Here is a 16,316-nt window from a genome sequence, read left to right on the forward strand (position 1 = left end):
CAGGTTACTTCTATTTACGGCAAACTCAAGCAATTGTCGAAATTTTAATATTGTATATCGAATTGCAATATTAGAGTACGTTGCCATCCATTGAAATTATCGTCAGAGATCAGCGTCACGCGTGGCAGGTTTGTGGGGCCTTGGCTCACCGCCATTCCCTCCATATTGTCCACTGCGAGGCCGCCTGCTGACAATATGGTTTCCCCCTCAATGCGGGCGCCGGGCTTGATTTGATCACGGGTGATCAACTCGAGCCGCATGGTGAAACCCAATAGTCCCACATCGCGTTTGAGAATCAGCAAGTCGCCATTGGGCAAGAAGGCACATGCAGTGGGTTTATATCCACCTTCACGGGCGAAGCTGAGTTCGCCGCGATCTTTATTGCCTTTAAGCCATGCCGCATGGTCGCCGCCTTTGGCTTTCACATTCTCCGTGAGCATAAGGGTGGAGCCCGCAATGGGCGAGGCAGGTGGCGCAATGCACAGCGCTTCCAACGAACCATTGTGGCGATTGCGGCGTAGCCAATCTGGAATAGCGACTTCCTTTGCTGCGCCTTGCGGCCATCCATTGGTCAACTCAAAATCTGCCGCGCGGGTGAGATGTTCAAACCCAACCCGCACCGCACCGGGCACACCATCGCGGAAGATGGTTTCGATGCTCTCAGAATCACGGGAAAAGGCGGTGGGTAAATCGTCGCCTTTGGAGTTTTTGATGGAGCGTAGCGTAAGTTTATCAAGGCCATTTAAATTGCCTTTTTGATCATAAAAGGCTTGCCCGTTTAAGAAATAGCCCCGGTCGCTCACCGCGGCAAATTTGCCATCTGCAGACGTGAAGGTGATGCCTGAAAAGCCACCAAAATTCTCATTTTCATTATGCAGTACAAAGCCACCGCGCCAGATTAGCTTGCCGATCTTGTCGCCTTTGTTGCGGCCTTGAAAATAGTCGATTGATTGCAGATCAAGCGGAATGCTTTGGGCCATGGCCAAATTGTCGCCGGCCCAAAGACCGACGACCAAAAGCATGGATTTGAAAAATTTAGCGCCGTCGCGCACGGGCTTGCGATGGGGCTTCTTCGTCAAACAAATCGGCCAGATTGTCCGTAAGTGCCCCGGCCAGTTCTTCCGCATCGAGCAGGGTGACCGCCCGACGGTAATAGCGGGTAACATCGTGGCCAATGCCGATGGCCACCAACTGAACAGGCGAACGTGTTTCAATATCTTCAATGACGAACCGTAGGTGTTTTTCCAAATAGTTGCCCGGATTGACAGATTGTGTGCTGTCATCCACCGGGGCACCATCAGAAATCACCATCAATATGCGGCGATTTTCGGGCCGGCCCAAAATGCGCTTATGCGCCCATTGCAGCGCTTCGCCATCTATATTTTCTTTGAGCAAGCCTTCGCGCATCATCAGGCCAAGATTATCCTTGGCATGGCGCCATGGCTCATCAGCGGCTTTATAGACGATGTGGCGAACATCGTTGATCCGACCAGGATTTGCCGGGCGGCCAGCTTGCATCCAGGCTTCGCGAGATTTGCCGCCTTTCCAGGCGCGGGTGGTGAAGCCCAAAATCTCAACTTTTACACCACAACGCTCCAGCGTGCGGGCAAGAATGTCGCCGCAAATGGCGGCAATAGTGATCGGGCGGCCACGCATGGAGCCAGAATTATCGATCAACAGCGTTACCACTGTGTCGCGGAAATCGGTGTCTTTTTCGATCTTGAACGACAAAGGCTGCAACGGGTCTGTGACCACACGGGTGATCCGCGATGTGTCGAGCAACCCTTCCTCAAGGTCAAACTCCCAAGAGCGGTTTTGCTGTGCCATCAAGCGACGTTGCAATTTGTTGGCCAAGCGCGCCACGGCGCCGGTCAAGCTATCCAGTTGCTTGTCGAGCAGGGCGCGCAATTGGGCGAGCTCTTCTGGCGGACACAGCTCTGCCGCGCCCACAACTTCATCAAATTTGGTGGTGAAGATCTTATATTCCGGCATATTGCGGAACTGATCTGGAATGTCATTTTGTGGCGGGGTGTTGGCCGCGTCGTCGCCCTGTTCAATCGGGGCTTCCTGCTCTTCGGTCTCCTCAAGGCTGGCATCCTGCCCTTCGGTCTCACCCTCTTCCTCCGTGTCGCCAGGCGCTTGCTCGGCGTCCATTTCCATTTCTTCTTGATCCGCGGAACCATCCTGCTTATCCGCGTTCTCATCCGGTGCGTTTTGCGGATCTGCGTCTTCGCCGCTCTCGTCCTCGTCCCCGTCCAAATCGGTGGGGTCGGCATCAATCATCATGTCGAGATTGCGCAACGCATTGCGGGTCAGTTTGGAAAACTCAACCTGATCATCCAAATACGCGCTTAGATCGTCGAGACTATCGCCAACTTTTTCCTCAATCGTATCGCGCCAAAAATCCACCAGCTTTTCACCGGAGGGCGGCACTTTCATGCCTGCGATTTTTTCGCGCAACACCAGCCCCATGGCCTCGGCCAATGGCGCGTCCGCAATGTCTTTGATGTTGGAATAGTTGGCGCGAAACATTTTGTCTTCCAGCATGGCAGACAAATTGTCTTTCATGCCGGGCAGGCGTTCAACGCCAAGGGCTTCCACACGCACTTGCTCGAGCGCATCAAAAACGGCCCGGGCTTCGGGGTCTTGCGGTGCATAGCGATTGTGTTTTTTGATGTCGTGGGCAGCCAAACGCATGGACATGGCGTCGCCTTGTCCACGTGCTATGGCAATGTCTTCTGCTTTGGGCACGCGGGGCAGGTTTGCCAGTCGCGCTTTGTCTTTGGTCAAAAGCGGCCGGTCGGAGGTGAAGGCCACCTCCAATTCGCGTTCGCCAGAAACGGTGCGTACCGTGGCGCCAATGGCTTCTTTCAGCTTGGCGGTCGGGTCGGCCCGGTTTTGCTTTTTCCCGGATAAAGACATGGTGCCTCTTTGGATTTGCGGTTAGGCGCTCAGCGCAATATTGGCCGCAGATTCTGGAAGATCGGTGCCAAATACACGTTGATAGAATTCCGCCACAACGGCACGTTCCAACTCATCACATTTGTTGAGGAAGGTAAGGCGGAACGCGAAGCCGATATCGCCAAAGATCTGGGTGTTCTCCGCCCAAGTGATCACAGTCCGTGGGCTCATCACCGTTGACAGGTCGCCATTGATGAAGGCTTGACGTGTCATATCGGCCAAGCGCACCATATTAGACACGGTTTTCTCACCTTCTTCATTCTGGAACTGTTTGGCTTTGGCCAACACAATGCCCACTTCTTTTTCGTGCGGCAGATAGTTCAGCGTGGTCACCAAGGACCAACGGTCCATTTGGCCTTGGTTGATCTGTTGTGTGCCGTGATAAAGGCCTGAAGTGTCGCCCAAACCGATGGTGTTGGTGGTTGCGAACAAACGGAACGCAGGGTGAGGTTCGATCACTTTGTTTTGGTCCAACAGGGTCAGGCGACCAGACACTTCCAAAACGCGCTGAATAACAAACATCACATCCGGGCGGCCTGCATCATATTCGTCGAACACGATGGCGATATTGTTTTTCAATGCCCAAGGCAAAATGCCATCACGGAATTCAGTGATCTGCTTCCCGTCTTTCAAAACGATCGCATCCTTGCCCACCAAATCAATCCGGCTGACGTGGCTATCGAGGTTTACCCGTACCAAAGGCCAGTTCAGACGCGCTGCAACTTGCTCGATGTGGGTTGATTTACCCGTGCCGTGATAGCCTTGCACCATCACGCGGCGATTATGTTCAAACCCAGCCAAAATGGCCAATGTTGTGGCCTTGTCGAACAAATAGTCGGGGTCAAGCGGCGGCACATGTTCTGTGCGTTCTTTATAGCCCTTCACCACAAGGTCAGTATCAATGCCGAAAGTTTCGCGAACATTATATTCGGTATCTGGCAATGGAGCGGTTTGTTCAGTCATAGCGGATGCCTTCGTCAGGTCTGGCCGAAGCACGGCATAGTGCCGAAAATGGCGGGTAAGGTTTTAGTTGAGAATTCTATAACAGCAAATTGTGGCGCACCCAAGGGGCTAATGTGGTTAAACGAACCCTTTGGCTTTCAAATGGTTATAGGCGGTGATGATATTGCGCAAACGCTCTTCCGAGCTTTTGTCGCCGCCATTAATGTCCGGATGGTGCTTTTTCACCAGATCTTTATAGGCGACTTTGATGGTGTCTGGGCCGTCGGTTGGGCCAACGCCAAGCATTTCAAGCGCTTTGCGATCTGCTTCAAGCACTTTGCGGTCTGCTGAACGATTTGGGCCGCCGGACTTGCCTTGCATGCGGGCATAGCGGGCAAACACATTTGACGGATCGTGGCGCTTTTTCTTTTTGGTCCGCGGGGGCAAATCGCTGGCGCTTTTGGGGGCTGGGTTGCCACCACGCACATCCCAAGTGGGACGTCCGCCAGAGCGATCGGTCATAGCGTCCTTGATTTCGTCGTCGCCCAGATCAGAGAAAAAGTCGTAATTTTTGTTATATTCGCGCACATGGGCCAGGCAGAATTGGTGGTGGCCGGGTGTGTTTGGCCCCTTGGGCGCTTTATGGGTGCCGGGTTCCTCACAACCTTTCCATGCGCAGCGTGGTGAATCATCTTCTGGCTTTGCGGCAGAAGAGGCTCTTTTCTTGACACGAATTTTATCGAACAGCTTGGATTGCAATTTCTCAGCTCAATTGGTTTATGAAGGGGGAACCCTTTTAGCGCAAAAACGGAAAAGAGAAAAACCCCTATGTTGGTAAAAGATGCGATTATTTCGAAATTAAATGCGACATTTTCTCCGCAACATCTCGAGGTGATCGATGAATCTGAGCATCACCGTGGTCATGGCGGTTGGCGCGAAGGCGGCGAAACTCATTTTCGGGTGATTATTGGCGCCGAAAGTTTAAAGGGCAAAAACCGTGTGGAGCAGCATCGCGCCATCAATGATTGTTTGGCGGAAGAGCTGGTCGAGCAGGTACATGCCCTTGTGATTAAAGTGCAGCAATAGTCCCGTTTTACGGAATGATTTTGATTTCCGTAATCCGGTTGCGTTCCTTCTTCAGCACTTTAAATCTAAAGCCGTGGAAGGTGAACACTTGGTTCACTTCCGGGATCATTTTGGCTTCTTCCACGATTAGACCAGCAATGGTGTTGGCATCTTCATCCGGTAGGTGCCAATCCAATGTCCGGTTCAAATCGCGGATCGGCACGGAGCCATCAACAATATAGCTGCCGTCAGGCTGTTTTTGCGCGCCTTCCATGATTTCGTCATGCTCGTCGGCAATTTCACCCACGATTTCTTCCAAAATATCTTCAAGGGTCAGCAAGCCTTCCACTTCGCCATATTCATCCACGATCATGGCGATATGGGCTTTTTCGCGTAAGAAGGCGTTCAGTTGCGCCTGCACGGGTGTGGTATCAGGTACGAACCATGGCTTAGAAACAATTTTTGAGAAGTTGAGCTTTTCCACGTCGCCGCCTGCGCGGAACAAGGCGCGCAGCAAATCCTTGGCGTGCACGATGCCCACAATATTGTCCTGATCATTGCGCCACAATGGAATGCGGGTGTAAGGGCTTTCCAAAATGTCCTGCACCAATTGTTCTTTCGGCAGATCGGCATCAAAGGCCAACATTTTGGTGCGGTGCACCATCACGTCAGACACTTCAAGTTCGCTCAAATCCAAAATGCCGCCCAGCATGTCGCGGTCGTTCTTGATCACTTCGCCTTCGCGGTGCAGCAAGTCCACCGTGCCGCGCAACTCATCATGACCGGTGAGGCCATATTCATCATCTTCTGAGCGGGCGCCCAACATGCGCAACAGCAAATTGACCAGCTTTTGGATGGCAAAAGTGATGGGTGCAAAAATCAGCACCACGGGGCGCACGAAACGCCCGACGCCCAATGAGAATTCATCGGGTTTGGAAATGGCCCAAGTTTTTGGCAAAACTTCTGAGAAGATGACGACCAGAAGGGTCATCACCAAGGTGGCATAAATCACGCCAGTGTCACCGAACAGCGAGATCAACACGCTGGTTGCTAAAGATGAAGCGAGGATGTTGACCAAATTGTTGCCCAGCAGGAGCGCCCCGATCAGCCGTTCTTTATCGGCGATCAATTTCTCCACGATGGATGCACCGCTTTTTCCCGCTTTCACCCAATGGTGAATGCGCGCACGGCTGGCCGCCGTCAGTGCGGTTTCAGAGCCAGAGAAAAAGCCGGATAGGGCCAGCAGCACAATGATGGCGCCAACAGAAATCCAAAAGGTCAGGGTTAACTCGGTCATTTTTGCCGTTCTTCATTCAAGAATTCAAACACGTGGTCAGGATTGACATTTTGTTCAATGAAAGCCTTGCCGATGCCTTTTGTCAAAATAAAGGTCAATGCGCCGCGCGAGACCTTTTTGTCTTGCGCGATATGGTTCAGCAATTCCTCAGTGGAGGACAGCTCGCCCGGAATGTCGCTTAACTTGGTCGGTAGGCCCGCTTTTTTCAAGTGGGCCACCACGCGCTCATCGTCTTGCGTGTTGGATAGGCCAAGCTTGGTGGAGAAGCGGTGGGCCAGTGCCATGCCTATGGCGACGCCTTCGCCGTGGATCAATCGATCCGAATAGCCCGTGGCGGCTTCAAGCGCGTGGCCAAAAGTATGGCCGAGATTGAGCAGGGCACGCTGTCCATGTTCGCGCTCATCTGCCACGACCACGCGGGCCTTCGCACGGCACGCGCGGGCAATGGCTTCGGCGCGCGCTGGGCCGCCCTCGAAAATTTCAGGTTGGTTTGCTTCCAACCAGAAGAAAAACTCTTCATCATCGATCAGGCCATATTTGACCACTTCGGCATATCCCGCGCGAAATTGGCGTTCGGGCAGGGTTTCGAGTGCACCCAAATCTGCCGCTACAAATCGCGGTTGATGAAATGCGCCGATGAGGTTTTTGCCGTGGGGGGAGTTTACCCCGGTTTTGCCGCCGACTGAGCTATCCACCTGCGCCAAAAGCGAGGTGGGAATTTGCACAAAATCCATGCCGCGCCGCATAATGGCAGCAGCGAACCCTGCGAGGTCGCCAATCACCCCGCCGCCGAAGGCGAGAATAATGTCGTTGCGCTCTAGTTTTTCTTTCAGCAGGGCAAACACCACGCTGTCTAGGCGGGCCATGCTTTTGGCATTTTCGCCCGGAGGGATAGAGATGATTGCATAGTCCAAGCCATTGGCTTCAAGGCTTTTTTTCAGCCGTTCCCATTGGGCCTTTTCAACATTCAAATCAGTGATCACGCCAAATCGAGCGCCCGGAAATTTTTGCTTCAAAATCCCACCCAGACGATCAAGCACATCGGGCGCGATCTCGATATCATAGGCGCGATCTTCCAAATCGATGGGCACAATAATGGGTTCTGGGGCGTGTTGGGTCGACATAGGTTTCTTCTCGAGCGTTAGGCGTTCAGGTAAGTGGCCAATGCATCAATGGCTTTGGCCGCGACGGCTTCGTGGGTGCCGTCAAAAGAGGTCACTTTCACATCGGCCAGAGCATAGGTGGGATTGCGCTGATCATAAAGCGCTTTTAGCGTGCCGAAAGGGTCTGCGGTGCGCAATAGCGGGCGGGTGTTGCGACGGGATACGCGCTCAAAAAGCAAGTTGATGTCTGCATCCAGCCAAACGGAGACTGCGTGATTTTCGATATTTTTGCGGGTTTCTTCATTCATGAACGCACCGCCGCCAGTGGCGATCACAGCATTATTGTTTTCCGTTAGCAGCCGCGAGATCACCCGCACCTCGCCAGCGCGAAATTCATCTTCGCCGTGGGTTTCAAAAATATCGGGGATGGGCATGCCTGCTGCTTTTTCGATTTCGCTATCGCTATCGATAAAGGGGCGGTTGAGATATTGGGCAATCCGTCGGCCCACAGTGGATTTGCCAGCACCCATCAAACCAATAAGCACAATTGGCTTGGTGCCAAGCATTTGGTTGACCAGTTTGCTGTTTTTGTTCACATCCGTGCTGGTCAGCCCGTCGTCCACATTTGTCTCCTTATCCGTTCACGTGTTTGAAGCCATTTGTTGGGTTTAATGTCAAGTCTTGTTGTTGCAAGGCCCGTGGGCGCTGTTTTAAGCACGATGCGGGTAATTTCTTGAAATTGCGCGCTAAATGGGCGAAAAAGAGGCCAACGGAGGGTGACGATATGCCGACCTTGATTAGGTTTATTGTGTTTTTAGCGTTTTTGGCGGCGTTGGTTTTTGGGTCCATGGTGGCGTTGACCGTGTTTGTAGACCCAGCCCCACGGGAAATGACCGAGCGTATTCCCGCTCGAGATTTATTTGGCAACAACACATAATGAGCGATAAAGCCGGGCAATATTTAGAATTGTTTCTGGATATGATGAGCGCTGAGCGCGGCGCGGCACAGAATACGCTTGAAGCTTATCGGCGCGATTTAGAACAATATGTTGGCCATTTGGCGCGGGTGCGCACGCCTGTTGACGATGTGGATCGCAATGGGGTGCAGGCTTATTTAATGGGTTTGGAAAGCCAAGGATTTGCCGCCACTACACAGGCTCGGCATTTAAGCGCCATCAAACAATTTCATCGGTTTTTGGTCGCAGAGCATTTACGTAAGGATGATCCCACGGCCATTGTACCAGCGCCAAAGGCGGGGCAGCGCTTGCCCAAAACTTTGAGCATTGAAGAAGTGGATCAGCTGTTTGCAGCCGCGGAGGCGGCGATGGCGCAACCGAACCTGTCGCCAAAGGCACAGCTCAAAGCCGAGCGTAACTTTGTGTTGCTGGAACTTTTGTATGGCACGGGTATGCGCGTCTCAGAGCTTGTGGCCTTGTTGCGCTCAGCCATTGTAAAAGATGCCTCGATGCTGGTGGTGCGCGGCAAAGGTGATAAGGAGCGCATGGTGCCCCTCAATGATGGGGCGAAAGATGCGTTACTGACCTATTTAAAGAAGCTGCCGCCGGGGCGTTTTGCGTTTCCCGCCAACACCAAAGAGGGATATTTGGCGCGGCAGGTTTTTGCGCGTGAACTCAAGCAGATCGCGATTGATGCAGGCATTGATCCGTCGAAAATATCACCGCACATTTTGCGCCATGCTTTTGCCTCACATTTGTTGGAAAGAGGCGCGGACCTTCGGGTCGTTCAAGTGCTGCTGGGCCATGCGGATATTTCAACCACGCAAATTTATACCCATATATTGGATGAACGCTTGACGCAGCTGGTTGAAAAACACCATCCTTTGGCGCAGAAGAGTTGAACGCGACGCCTTTGGGTGCTTGACATTTTAGGGGCAAATCGCCACTTTCCGCGCCAAATGGCGCGAAGGGCGCAAAACGGACATAGTAAAGCTGGTAAATATGCAATCTTATCTTGAGTTTGAAAAACCTGTCGCTGACTTGCAGGCAAAAGTACAAGAGTTGAAATCGCTCGCGCAAAGCGGTGAGGCGGTCGAAATTGAAGATGAGGTCAAGCGGCTGCAGGAACGCGCCGATGAAGCACTTGGCGATATTTACAGCAAATTGACACCTTGGCAGAAAACGCAAATTGCGCGCCATCCGTTGCGCCCGCACTTTGTGGATTATGTCAAAGAGCTGATCACGGATTTCACGCCGATGGCGGGTGATCGCAAATTCTCAGAAGATGCGGCTATTCAAGCTGGCTTTGGCCGTTTTGACGGACAGTCCATTGCGGTGATCGGCATCGAAAAAGGTTCTGATACGGAATCGCGTCTCAAGCATAATTTTGGATCTGCGCGGCCCGAGGGCTACCGGAAAGCTGTGCGCATCATGGAATTGGCCGACCGGTTCGATATTCCGGTGCTATATTTGGTGGATACGGCTGGCGCCTATCCTGGTGTTGGCGCTGAGGAACGCGGTCAAGCCGAAGCAATTGCCCGGTCAACAGAGATGTGCTTGCAGTTGGGCGTGCCTAATATGGCCGTGATCACCGGTGAAGGCGGTTCAGGCGGCGCGATTGCGATTGCTGCTGCGTCGAAAGTGGCGATGCTTGAACATTCAATCTACACTGTGGCTTCACCAGAAGCGTCTGCTTCAATTTTGTGGCGCGATGCTGGCAAGGCGCAAGAGGCTGCGAACTCCATGAAAATCACCGCGCAGGATTTGCTGAAATTTGGTGTGGTTGATCATATCGTGCCAGAACCTGCGGGCGGTGCGCATCGTCATTCCGCACAGGTGATCGAGGCCACTGGCAATTTGGTGCGTAAATTCTTGAAAAGCTATGAGGGCAAGGGCCGCTTGGAAATTCGCGAAGAGCGGCGCGAAAAGTTCCTGTCTATTGGTTCAAAACTCACTTGATTGTGATGTCGGTGAGGCGTGCATTTGCTTCACGTTTACGCCAAATTAAGTGTAAAGAATTTACCAATAAGTTGGTGTAGAGGCCGTCAATCGGGAGCGGCCTCACATTTTATCCGGGGACTTTGTGTGGCTAAGGCATTGCATAGCATCAAATTGATGATTTTGTTGTCATCGCTTTTTATTCTGGCGGCGTGTACCACCGGGTTCGAAGATCGTGGCAATATCCCTCTTTCCTCCTTCACCAAAGCGAAGCTAAGCGGCATGGGTTCTTCGCCCGGCGCGCCGATGATCATCCGCATTTTCAAGCAATCGAGCGAATTGGAAGTGTGGAAACAGGTGAAAGCTTCCGGCAAATTTGAGCTTTTCCGCTCTTACAAAATTTGCGCATGGTCTGGTGAAGTTGGCCCGAAATTCCGCGAAGGTGACCGTCAATCTCCAGAAGGATTTTATGAAGTGACGCCGGGGCATATGAACCCGCGCTCAAACTATTTCCTTTCGTTCAATTTGGGCTTCCCCAACAAGTTTGACCGCTCGCACGGGCGCACAGGTTCAAACTTGATGGTGCATGGTGATTGTTCGTCGCGCGGTTGCTATGCCATGACAGACGATCAGATTGGCGAGATTTATGCCTTGGTGCGCGAAAGCCATAAGGGCGGCAATCGTTCTGTGCAGGTGCAGGTTTATCCATTCCGCATGAATGGCAAAAATCTGGCGAAATTCGCCAATAGCGAACACATGGATTTTTGGAAAAATATCAAAGAAGGCCATGATATTTTCGAAATCACCAAGACCAAGCCGAAATGGGATGTGTGCCAAGGCGACTATAGCTTTAACCGTTCCGGGGCGTGTGGCGCATCCACCTTGGACCCTACTGTGGTTGCAGCATTAAAAGCCAGACAGGCTCAGGACGAAGCTGCGTTTAAAGAGGCGCGGGCAAATATCAAGCAGGCCAAGTTGGATGAGGTAGCTGCAGCGCAGGCGAAAGTTGAAGCCAAGCAGGCGCTTGAAGAGCGAAACGAAAAGATCACTGGTTGGTTTGGCAGCTTGTTCGGCGGCGGAGACAACAGCAGCGATAATGGTGCAGGGCAAACCGATCCGAACGCCCCAACACCGCCTGCGCGCAATTAAATCTTAGCTGATTTTTTTAACCCAATAGCCGACAGTTTTGCCGTTAGTCAGTTCGCGCTCCGCGATCATTTCAAAGCCCATTTTGGTGTGGAACACTTCCGATCCCGGATTGGGAGGTTCGCGATTGATTTCGCATCCCACAATCTCTTGCCCATCTGCCGCTGCAGCTTCAAACAGTGCTTCATAAAGACTTTTGGCAAGGCCTTGTCCACGGGCGCGGCCGGCAGTGACAATCCGGTCAATATAGACAAATTGATCGTAGCGTTCATTAAACCAAGCATAGTTGATGCCGTCATGAGCGGAGAGTTCATTCATGGCGATCAGGAATGCATCTGCTTCGTCCACCACTTCTACGAAATAAGCGCGGTCAACAAGGTTCTGCAAATCCTCAGGTTCCAACCATGAGGTTTCGACCTCATGTTCATTGTTGAGGGTGCGCACCGCTTCCATCAATGCAGGTTCAAATTCTGTCTCACTCATAAATGCTCCTCAGCAAATTTTATAATGGCCAGAAGACCAAGAGGGCGGGCACGGATATGGCCACGATTAGGATTTCAAGCGGTAAGCCCATGCGCCAATAATCAGCGAAGGAATAGCCGCCGGGGCCAAGCACCAGCATATTGTTTTTATGGCCGATGGGGGTCAAAAAGGCGCAACTTGCCGCGATCGCGACCGCCATCAAAAATGTATCGGGATTGACGCCCATTTGACTGGCCAAGCCCACGGCGATGGGAGCGGCGACAATGGCTGTGGCGGTATTGTTGAGCACGTCTGACAGTGTCATGGTCACGATCATCAGCAGCGTCAATGCTACCCATGCGGGCAGGTCTGCGGTGACTGCGGCCAAGCCATTGACGATCAATTGCGTGCCGCCTGAACTTTCTAATGCACTACCGAGGGGGATCATCGATCCTAAAAGGACCACCACGGGCCACTCAATGGTGTCATAGAGTTCACGGATGGGCACAATGTCGGTATAGACGAACACCACGGCTACCAGCGCTAGGGCAACGGGCAGATAGAGCCAGCCAATGCTCGCAGCGATCAGCGCTGCTGCGAAAAGGCCAATGGCCAGCCCGGCGCGTTCATATTGGGTGACCTGCAAGCCACGATCTGCCAATGGCAAACAGCCCATGCGCGGGATCACATCGTCGATGGCATCGGGCGGACCGAGCAACAGCAAGATATCACCAGCTTGCAGTTTGGTTTTGCGCACCTGTTCGCGCTGGGTTTTGCCTTGCCGCGATAGGCCCAAAAGCGAAACGCCATAGCGAGAGAGAAGGCGGATATTCATGGCCGTGCGGTCGATCAGGCGACTGTCGTTCCCCACCACGGCTTCGGCCAGCACCAGATCGCCGGAAAGGGCGTTTTTGGACGACGAGGCTTGGCCTTGATATTGAAGGCCAAGCGCACCCACCAGTGCGTTGATGGCTGCTGGAGTGGCTTCGATGATTAAGGAATCGCCTTCTTTAATTTCTTCGTTGCGTGCGCGGCCCGCGAGGCGTTTGCCACGACGGGATAGCCCTAAAATGATACAGTCATTTTCTTCTGCAATGGCATCGAGGTCTTTGACCTGCTGGCCGATTGCGGACGAGCCTTCAGCAACCACCAGATCGGCGACATAGCCCTCAAGCTCCATCAAATCTTTTGGTGAGTTTTTCTTTTTCTTTTGTTCAGGGATAAGTCGCCACCCGATTGTGGCGACAAAGGCAATGCCGATAATGGCGACGATGAGCCCCACCGGCGCGAAATCAAACATACCGAAAGGTTCGCCCAATGCGGTTTCCCTGAAAGAGCCAATAATGATGTTGGGCGGCGTGCCGATCAAGGTGATCAAGCCGCCCAAAATAGTGGCGAAGGACAGGGGCATGAGCGTTTGGCCGGGTGTGCGGCCAGCCTTTTGGGCCGCCTGAATATCAACAGGCATCAACAATGCCAGTGCGGCAACATTGTTCATAAAGGCAGAGAGAATGCCGCCAATGCCCCCTAAAAGGGTGATGTGCATGCCAATGGATCGGGAATGGTCAATCACTGATCTGGTGATCAAATCAACAGCGCCGGAATTGGTTAGTCCCCGAGACACCACAAGCACCAAAGCAACGATGATCGTTGCCGGGTGGCCAAATCCTTCAAAGGCAATTTCTGTGGGCACAACGCCTGCAATCAGACCCGCAATGAGTGCGGTGAATGCGACCAGATCATAACGCCATTTCCCCCAAAGCAGTCCGATAAAAACCAGGAAAAACAGGCTGAACAGAATGATTTGATCGAGCGTCATACAAGGGGGCTCCCAACTTGCCACTTTCCTTTGTCAATTTGCGCGCATGATGGCAAAGTACAACGCGTGTGACCAGTCTTTTGACGGGAAAGTTTGTCCCTAATTGCAAAGGGAAACAAAAATTATTGATGGTTGAATGCCTAAAAAAAGAAATTGCAGCCTGCACGCTTTGTTTGCCGCATTTGGCCCATGGGGTGCGGCCAGTTGTGCAACTGAGCAAAAGGGCCAAAATTGCCATTGCAGGGCAAGCGCCGGGCCGCGTCGTGCACGAGACGGGGGTGCCGTTTAACGATCAAAGCGGCGATCGATTGCGCGAATGGTTGGGGGTCGATAGGGATCAATTTTACAATCCTGATCTATTCGCCATTGTACCGATGGGCTATTGCTTTCCGGGCACGGGTAAATCCGGCGACTTGCCACCCCGGCCAGAATGTCGCGCGACGTGGCATGATCGAATTTTCCAAGAAATGGATCAGCTGGAATTGATCATCGTTATTGGTGCCTATGCCATTGACTATCATTTGGGCGGACGTGCATATAAAACCCTCACGGATACGGTGAAGAATTGGCGTGAATTTGAACCTCGCCATATGGTTTTGCCGCATCCTAGCCCGCGCAACAATATTTGGTTGCGGCGCAATCCGTGGTTTGAGACGGATGTGTTACCCAGTTTGAGGAACCGTGTTCATTGTCTATCTTCATAAAATCACCACGGTTTCGCTCATCAGCATTCTACGGTGTCGTGAAGGGGCTTAATCTAGATCCACGCCTTACAGCGCCGTTTTTGTTTACGACAGGCACTGCGCCCTATTTTGACCAAGACAGCTCAACCAGTTGGTTCTTACGTCAGCTCAAACGAGCCAAAAACTATGTTGAATTTGGCAGTGGTGGCAGCACCTATGCGGCCGCGCAATTGGGTTTGAACTTTGTCAGCAAAGAGAGCGATATTCGTTTTTGCTACAGTGTGCGCAATACGATTGAACGGGCCGGGTTGGCACGAGCCAATCAGCGCGTTGAACATGCAGATATCGGCATCACCGCGAGCTGGGGGTTCCCAGCAGGGTTGCGGCAACCAAATGCAAAGCGTTTGGCAAAGTTCGACGCTTACTCCGATTTCCCGGCGTTTGAGACAGCGCCGGACCTTGTGTTGATTGACGGGCGTTTTCGTGTTGCCTGTTTTCTCAAAGCGATCAAGGCTTTGCAGGGGGCGACCAATAGCGTGATCGTTTTTGATGATTATGAAGATCGGCCGTATTATCAAATTGTGGAACGGTTTGCGACCAAGGTTCAAATGGTGGGCCGTATGGCGATTTTTAACCCCGCGCCAATCGCTGATGTGGGCGCGCTTGAGCAACATATTGAAGAATATCGTTTCGATCCACGCTAGCTCGGGCGGGCGACATGATTGGCGCTGGCGCGATTTTCGCCTATCATTCAGCCTTCACAATTGAGGGTGACAAGATGCCGAGACCAACACCTTGCCTTTGGTTCAACCATAACGCGGAAGAGGCAGCGCGCTTTTACTGTTCAATTTTTGACGATGCGGAAATGTTGCATCCAGCAACGCCGACACCCGAGGGTGGCCATCAGCCGATTATGGTGCGGTGGCGCATGAACGGACAAGAGGTGTTGGGGTTAAATGGTGGCCCAAAATATCCGCAAAGCGAAAGCTTTTCTTTTTTCATCGAAGTAAATGATCAGATTGAACTGGATCGCTATTGGGACGCTCTTTTGGCTGATGGGGGCAAGGAGAGCATGTGCGGCTGGTTGAAGGACCGATTTGGTGTGTCGTGGCAGGTGATCCCGAAACAATTGGGCTTCTTGGTGGGCAATGAAAATCCTGTGGTCGCGAAAGCGGCAACAGAGGCCATGTTCAAAATGCGTAAGATCGTGATCGCTGATTTAGAAGCGGCCGCCGCGTCTGCGCAATAGCTAGCTGAGCTTTCTCAGCACGAAGAAAATAAAGCGCGGTTGGGTTGTGAGCTTTTTATAGGCGTCTGGAAATTGTTCTTCTGTTTCCGGCACCGGCATAGGCTCTTGGATGGTCTCGACTTCTAGGCCTGCTGCCTTTATCTCGTCCATCATTTGCGTTAGGGGACGACGCCAATAGCACACATAAAGCGTGCCATCAGGTTTTTTCCAACTGTCTTCAATGAGTGTGTGTGCGAAGTAAGCCTCGCCGCCTGCCAGCGCGTGATCCATAAAGGGATGGTGGGTAGAGATCACCACTTTGCCGCCGGGTTTTAACACGCGATAAAACTCGCTTAATGGTGTGCTCCAATGTTCCAAATAGTGCAGGGCGAGGGCGCACAAGATGCGATCAAATTGGCCCTCTTGATAGGGCAATGGTTGCGATAAATCCGCTACTTTGAACTCAACCTGATCGCCCAGCGCATCCTTGGCGAAGGCGAGCATTTTTTCGCTCATGTCGAAGCCGTGCATTGTGGCGCCTTTGGCCAACAGATCGGCACAATGCTTGCCGCCGCCACAGCCTGCATCCAGCACCGTCAACCCATCAACTTCGCCCATCAATTGGATCGAGTTTGGACGTTCATAAAGATCGTTCCAGGGGCTGATTTTTTCGGCTTCATAGATCTTTGCGAGCTTATCGAAATCTGTAGCGGTCAT

18 protein-coding genes are annotated in these 16,316 nt (G+C 52.4%); 8 read left to right on the top strand and 10 right to left on the bottom strand.

Features of this window, described 5'->3' with window-relative positions; all coding sequences use genetic code 11:
- Positions 1-44: 44 nt before the first annotated feature.
- The 4 genes from ACP15Y_RS16090 to ACP15Y_RS16105 form a co-directional block, all read right to left on the bottom strand.
- Complete coding sequence (locus tag ACP15Y_RS16090; RefSeq protein WP_424984131.1) at positions 45-1,079, bottom strand: esterase-like activity of phytase family protein; 1,035 nt, start codon at positions 1,077-1,079, stop codon at positions 45-47.
- Positions 1,036-2,922, bottom strand: coding sequence for a cobaltochelatase subunit CobT (gene cobT / locus ACP15Y_RS16095; RefSeq protein ID WP_424984132.1), 1,887 nt, complete (start codon positions 2,920-2,922; stop codon positions 1,036-1,038). Before cobT ends, ACP15Y_RS16090 begins: the two co-directional genes overlap by 44 nt.
- A gap of 21 nt (positions 2,923-2,943) precedes the next feature.
- Positions 2,944-3,924, bottom strand: a complete 981-nt coding sequence (gene cobS, locus ACP15Y_RS16100) for a cobaltochelatase subunit CobS (protein WP_424984133.1) — start codon at positions 3,922-3,924, stop codon at positions 2,944-2,946.
- A 117-nt stretch (positions 3,925-4,041) separates the two neighbouring features.
- Complete coding sequence (locus ACP15Y_RS16105) at positions 4,042-4,662, bottom strand: J domain-containing protein (protein WP_424984134.1); 621 nt, start codon at positions 4,660-4,662, stop codon at positions 4,042-4,044.
- Positions 4,663-4,731: 69 nt separating this feature from the next.
- On the opposite strand from ACP15Y_RS16105, the gene ACP15Y_RS16110 reads away from it, so the two are divergent.
- A complete protein-coding gene (locus ACP15Y_RS16110) occupies positions 4,732-4,989 on the top strand; it encodes a BolA family protein (protein ID WP_424984135.1) in 258 nt (85 codons plus the stop codon).
- A gap of 7 nt (positions 4,990-4,996) precedes the next feature.
- Here ACP15Y_RS16110 and ACP15Y_RS16115 read toward each other — a convergent pair whose 3' ends face one another.
- Genes ACP15Y_RS16115 through ACP15Y_RS16125 form a run of 3 tightly spaced genes read right to left on the bottom strand, consistent with a single transcriptional unit; the run spans position 4,997 to position 7,991 of the window.
- On the bottom strand, positions 4,997-6,265 hold the full coding sequence (locus ACP15Y_RS16115) for an HlyC/CorC family transporter (protein ID WP_424984136.1): 1,269 nt from the start codon (positions 6,263-6,265) through the stop codon (positions 4,997-4,999).
- Complete coding sequence (gene aroB / locus ACP15Y_RS16120; protein WP_424984137.1) at positions 6,262-7,389, bottom strand: 3-dehydroquinate synthase; 1,128 nt, start codon at positions 7,387-7,389, stop codon at positions 6,262-6,264. The genes ACP15Y_RS16115 and aroB overlap by 4 nt, the downstream gene beginning before the upstream one ends.
- Positions 7,390-7,406: 17 nt before the next feature.
- Positions 7,407-7,991, bottom strand: a complete 585-nt coding sequence (locus ACP15Y_RS16125; protein ID WP_424984138.1) for a shikimate kinase — start codon at positions 7,989-7,991, stop codon at positions 7,407-7,409.
- A gap of 161 nt (positions 7,992-8,152) precedes the next feature.
- On the opposite strand from ACP15Y_RS16125, the gene ACP15Y_RS16130 reads away from it, so the two are divergent.
- The 4 genes from ACP15Y_RS16130 (at position 8,153) to ACP15Y_RS16145 (ending at position 11,410) form a co-directional block, all read left to right on the top strand.
- Positions 8,153-8,305 carry a hypothetical protein gene (locus ACP15Y_RS16130; RefSeq protein WP_424984139.1) on the top strand — a complete coding sequence of 51 codons (153 nt, stop codon included), beginning with the start codon at positions 8,153-8,155 and terminating at the stop codon, positions 8,303-8,305.
- The gene (locus ACP15Y_RS16135; protein WP_424984140.1) at positions 8,305-9,225 is read left to right on the top strand and encodes a site-specific tyrosine recombinase XerD; all 921 of its coding nucleotides are present in this window, start codon (positions 8,305-8,307) and stop codon (positions 9,223-9,225) included. The genes ACP15Y_RS16130 and ACP15Y_RS16135 overlap by 1 nt, the downstream gene beginning before the upstream one ends.
- A gap of 100 nt (positions 9,226-9,325) precedes the next feature.
- Positions 9,326-10,282, top strand: a complete 957-nt coding sequence (locus ACP15Y_RS16140) for an acetyl-CoA carboxylase carboxyltransferase subunit alpha (protein WP_424984142.1) — start codon at positions 9,326-9,328, stop codon at positions 10,280-10,282.
- A gap of 126 nt (positions 10,283-10,408) precedes the next feature.
- The gene (locus tag ACP15Y_RS16145; RefSeq protein WP_424984143.1) at positions 10,409-11,410 is read left to right on the top strand and encodes a L,D-transpeptidase family protein; all 1,002 of its coding nucleotides are present in this window, start codon (positions 10,409-10,411) and stop codon (positions 11,408-11,410) included.
- A 3-nt stretch (positions 11,411-11,413) separates the two neighbouring features.
- Here ACP15Y_RS16145 and ACP15Y_RS16150 read toward each other — a convergent pair whose 3' ends face one another.
- Complete coding sequence (locus ACP15Y_RS16150; RefSeq protein ID WP_424984144.1) at positions 11,414-11,890, bottom strand: GNAT family N-acetyltransferase; 477 nt, start codon at positions 11,888-11,890, stop codon at positions 11,414-11,416.
- A gap of 19 nt (positions 11,891-11,909) precedes the next feature.
- The gene (locus ACP15Y_RS16155) at positions 11,910-13,688 is read right to left on the bottom strand and encodes an SLC13 family permease (RefSeq protein ID WP_424984145.1); all 1,779 of its coding nucleotides are present in this window, start codon (positions 13,686-13,688) and stop codon (positions 11,910-11,912) included.
- Between the two features lie 128 nt (positions 13,689-13,816).
- On the opposite strand from ACP15Y_RS16155, the gene ACP15Y_RS16160 reads away from it, so the two are divergent.
- The 3 genes from ACP15Y_RS16160 to ACP15Y_RS16170 are packed head-to-tail and all read left to right on the top strand — an operon-like array spanning position 13,817 to position 15,620.
- Positions 13,817-14,392: a uracil-DNA glycosylase family protein gene (locus ACP15Y_RS16160; protein WP_424984146.1), complete on the top strand. Its 576-nt coding sequence runs from the start codon at positions 13,817-13,819 to the stop codon at positions 14,390-14,392.
- Positions 14,377-15,075: a hypothetical protein gene (locus tag ACP15Y_RS16165; protein WP_424984147.1), complete on the top strand. Its 699-nt coding sequence runs from the start codon at positions 14,377-14,379 to the stop codon at positions 15,073-15,075. The genes ACP15Y_RS16160 and ACP15Y_RS16165 overlap by 16 nt, the downstream gene beginning before the upstream one ends.
- Before the next feature lie 14 nt (positions 15,076-15,089).
- A complete protein-coding gene (locus ACP15Y_RS16170) occupies positions 15,090-15,620 on the top strand; it encodes a VOC family protein (protein WP_424984148.1) in 531 nt (176 codons plus the stop codon).
- Here ACP15Y_RS16170 and ACP15Y_RS16175 read toward each other — a convergent pair whose 3' ends face one another.
- Positions 15,621-16,316 carry a class I SAM-dependent methyltransferase gene (locus ACP15Y_RS16175; protein WP_424984149.1) on the bottom strand — a complete coding sequence of 232 codons (696 nt, stop codon included), beginning with the start codon at positions 16,314-16,316 and terminating at the stop codon, positions 15,621-15,623.

The organism is Maritalea sp. S77 (assembly GCF_049801075.1).
Taxonomy (GTDB): domain Bacteria; phylum Pseudomonadota; class Alphaproteobacteria; order Rhizobiales; family Devosiaceae; genus Maritalea.

What these genes read in the sequence shown, in the direction of transcription:
- ACP15Y_RS16140 (WP_424984142.1), top strand. Translation starts at nt 9,326, where the DNA reads ATGCAATCTTATCTTGAGTTTGAAAAACCTGTCGCTGACTTGCAGGCA.
- ACP15Y_RS16175 (WP_424984149.1), bottom strand. Translation starts at nt 16,316, where the DNA reads ATGACCGCTACAGATTTCGATAAGCTCGCAAAGATCTATGAAGCCGAA.
- cobS (WP_424984133.1), bottom strand. Translation starts at nt 3,924, where the DNA reads ATGACTGAACAAACCGCTCCATTGCCAGATACCGAATATAATGTTCGC.
- cobT (WP_424984132.1), bottom strand. Translation starts at nt 2,922, where the DNA reads ATGTCTTTATCCGGGAAAAAGCAAAACCGGGCCGACCCGACCGCCAAG.
- ACP15Y_RS16130 (WP_424984139.1), top strand. Translation starts at nt 8,153, where the DNA reads ATGCCGACCTTGATTAGGTTTATTGTGTTTTTAGCGTTTTTGGCGGCG.
- ACP15Y_RS16115 (WP_424984136.1), bottom strand. Translation starts at nt 6,265, where the DNA reads ATGACCGAGTTAACCCTGACCTTTTGGATTTCTGTTGGCGCCATCATT.
- ACP15Y_RS16170 (WP_424984148.1), top strand. Translation starts at nt 15,090, where the DNA reads ATGATTGGCGCTGGCGCGATTTTCGCCTATCATTCAGCCTTCACAATT.
- ACP15Y_RS16155 (WP_424984145.1), bottom strand. Translation starts at nt 13,688, where the DNA reads ATGACGCTCGATCAAATCATTCTGTTCAGCCTGTTTTTCCTGGTTTTT.
- ACP15Y_RS16110 (WP_424984135.1), top strand. Translation starts at nt 4,732, where the DNA reads ATGTTGGTAAAAGATGCGATTATTTCGAAATTAAATGCGACATTTTCT.
- ACP15Y_RS16150 (WP_424984144.1), bottom strand. Translation starts at nt 11,890, where the DNA reads ATGAGTGAGACAGAATTTGAACCTGCATTGATGGAAGCGGTGCGCACC.
- ACP15Y_RS16160 (WP_424984146.1), top strand. Translation starts at nt 13,817, where the DNA reads ATGGTTGAATGCCTAAAAAAAGAAATTGCAGCCTGCACGCTTTGTTTG.
- ACP15Y_RS16135 (WP_424984140.1), top strand. Translation starts at nt 8,305, where the DNA reads ATGAGCGATAAAGCCGGGCAATATTTAGAATTGTTTCTGGATATGATG.
- aroB (WP_424984137.1), bottom strand. Translation starts at nt 7,389, where the DNA reads ATGTCGACCCAACACGCCCCAGAACCCATTATTGTGCCCATCGATTTG.